The 3,099-nt window shown below is 74.2% G+C and carries 2 protein-coding genes; both read right to left on the minus strand.

The features are described 5' to 3' along the window. On the minus strand, window positions 1-391 hold a 391-nt coding region (locus FNQ90_RS17625), incomplete at its 3' end, for a 4'-phosphopantetheinyl transferase family protein (protein WP_407699386.1). Then, on the minus strand, window positions 388-3,099 hold a 2,712-nt coding region (locus FNQ90_RS17630; protein ID WP_182607266.1), incomplete at its 5' end, for a S41 family peptidase. The genes FNQ90_RS17625 and FNQ90_RS17630, both read right to left, overlap by 4 nt.

Below are 3,099 nucleotides of genomic sequence, written 5' to 3' on the forward strand. Positions count from 1 at the left end.
GCCCGACCCCCACCACCGCCAGCAGCAGCCAGCGGTCGGTGTGGGAGACGGAGAAATCGACCGACCCGCCCGGCAGATGGGGCCGGCCGTGCCGGGGGTCGGCGCAGTGCCCACATTCCCGGGCCGGTTCCACGGCCCCCGGCGCGGTCCCCAGGTACCGGGCGAGGATCAGTCGCTGGGCGCCACGGGAGGTGCGGAAGACATCCCGCACCGGACCGTCCGGGAGATCGGCGAGCCGCCGCCGCTCCGCCTCGCCGAGCAGTGCGTCCCACTCCTCTCGACGGCGCACCGGTACCAGCCAGAGGTCGCAAACCCCCGGTCCGGGCGGCGGGCAGTGCGCCGGCCGGGCCTCCGTGCCCGTCGGGGCCACGGCGATCGGCACGGTCGTCACGGCTCCTCCCGCCGGGCGGCGCGGCCGAGCCGGTACTCCTCGCCGGCCGGCCCCGCTGCGGGCGTGTCACCGCCGGGCAGCGGCATCGGCTCGGCCGGGACCGGGACGGTGGCCGGGGCCGTGCCCACCGCCGGAACCTCCGGCTCGGTGTGTCCGCCGAGGTCGACGAGCAGCCGCCGCACCGCCTCGGCGAGCTGCGGGTCGGGCCCGGCGACCGGGCCGGAGGGGGCGACCTCGACCACGATGTCCGGCTCCACGCCGTGGTTCTCCAGCCCTGGTCCCACCCCGCTGAGGTGGTAGCAGAACTCCGGCTGGGTGGTGACGGTGTCGTCGACCAGTTCGTGCCGGGGCCAGGTGGCGACGGTGCCGCCCCAGGTCCGGGTACCGACCAGCAAGCCGAGCCCCAGTTCCCGGAAGGTGTGGCAGAAGATCTCGCCGTCCGAGCCGGTCTGCTCGTTGAGCAGCGCCACCATGGGACCGCGGGGCGCCTCCAACGGGTACGGCACCCGGCCGCTCCACCGACTGTGCTCTGCCCCCACGCGCCGCCGGGAGAGCCGGTCCAGCACCATCGGGGAAACCTGTCCGCCCCCGTTGTAGCGGATGTCGACGACCAGGCCCTCGCGGTCCAATCCGGCGAGGAACTGCCGGATGAAGTCGGCGTATCCGGCACGGTACATGTCCGGCACGTGCAGATAGGCGAGCCGGCCGCCGGACGCCTCCTCGACGAACCGCTGATTGGCGGCGACCCAATCCAGGTACCGCGCGCGGTCCTCGCTCCGGGAGGCGCGGACCACCACCCGACGCAGTGGCACGCCCGGCCGGCGGATCGTCAGCTCGACCTCTCGGCCGGCGAGTCCGGCGAGGAGTTCACCGGGCCCGAGCGGGCCGACCGGACGACCGTCGATCGCGGCGATCTCGTCACCGGGTCGGATGTCCGCGCCGGGTCGGTCACAGGGCGAGCCCGCGGTGGGGTCCCAGGGCGCTCCGCACAGCACCCGGGCGACCCACCAGCGGCCGGAGCGACCCCGCGTGGGGTCCCAGTCGACACCGAGGAAGCCCTGGTCGCCACCGGAGGGGCTGCCGTAGTCACCACCGCGCTCGTAGGCGTGGGACGTGGCGAGTTCGCCGTGCAGTTCCCAGAGCAGATCGGAGAGTTCGGCGCGGGTGGCGACCCGGTCGAGCAGCGGGCGGTAACGGTCGTAGACTGCGTGCCAGTCCATCCCGTCCATGTCGGCGTTCCAGAAGCTCTCCCGCTGCAGACGCCAGGCCTCGCGGAACATCTGCCGCCACTCGGCGGCCGGGCGGAACGGGACGATCACCCGGTCGAGGTCGACCCAGCCGGTCTCCCGACCCGGCGGCGCGAGGTGGTTGTCGAAGTCCTCCAGGTCTGCCCGGGGCGCCCCGGCGGGGACCACCCGCAGCCGGTGGTTGTGGCGGTAGAGCAGGGTGGTGCCGGTGGAGTCGGTGTCGATCTCGTCGACCGGGTGGAGGTAGTCCTCCACGACCTCGCCGGTGGCGAGGTCGACCAGGGTGACGCGGCCCTCCGGCTCGCTCGCCGGGGTGTCGGGGTGGGGCGGCAGCAGCGGCACTCCGAGCAGCAGCACCGCACCGGGGAGGGCGGCGAGCGCGGCGTACCGGCCCTGCGGCATCGGCAGCGGGACCACCCGGCGCTCGATGCCATCGATGTCGATCCGTACTCCGGCGTCCGGGTCCGCTTCTTCGCGCGGCGGTACCGGAACGCCGGTGAAGGGTACGGGGGCGTCGGCGGTGAGCAGCACCGCGTAGGGACGGGCACCGAACGGGAAGCCGATGTCGAACTGGACCTGGTCGTGCTCGGGTGCCAGGTCCCGCTGCCCGACGAAGTAGAGGTAACGGCCGAGCGGGTCGAAGACCGGCAGGGAGTCGCGGAGCACCGGCTCGGTGATCCGGTGGACCTTCCCGGTGGCGATCTCGGCGACCCGGACGGCGGTGGTGCGCAGCGTCTCCGGGAATGTGTAGGCGAGCCAGCGGCCGTCCGGCGACCAGGCGAGATCGTCGATCCGGCCGTGCGGGCTGGAGTCCAGCAGTCGCGGGGACGGCTCGGGCGCGTCGGTGTCCACGGTCCACAGTTGCTGGCGGTTGGTGGCGAAGGCCACCCGTCCGCCGGCCGGGGCCGCTTCGATGGCGGTGACGTAACCGAACTCCTCCAGCGACACCCGGGCCAGTTCGGCGCCGCCCGCCGCGGGTAGCAGGGCCAGCCGCTCGTCGGGCCGCTCGTCACCGGCGACGGCGACCAGCCGACGGCCGTCGGCGAGCCAGCGCGGCAGCCTGTAGCGGACACCGTCGGCCGCGCCGTGCCGGCGGACCGGTCCGTGCCAGGGAGCAAGGGTGAACGCCTTGCCCCGGGCGGCGAGGGCGAGTCGATCGCCCTGCGGTGAGAGCCGGGCGCCGTCCAGGTGGCCGGTGGCGGTGGCGGTGAGGATACGACGCTCGTGCTGCACGCCGGAGGGGAGCAGCTCCACATCGATGGGGCGGTCCTCGCCCGTGGCCGGGTCGAAGAGGCGCAGGCGTGCCCCGCGGTGGTAGACCAACCGTCGCCCGTCACCGGTGAGGCCACGGGCGTAGAGGCCGCGATGGGCGGTGTGCCGGGTGAGGTCCGAGCCGTCCGGGAGGCAGGAGTAGAGGTTGCCGGTGCCATCGTGGTCGCTGAGGAAGTAGACCCGCCCACC

Source organism: Streptomyces alkaliphilus, from assembly GCF_014141535.1.
In the GTDB taxonomy this organism is placed as follows: Bacteria; Actinomycetota; Actinomycetes; order Streptomycetales; family Streptomycetaceae; genus Streptomyces; species Streptomyces alkaliphilus.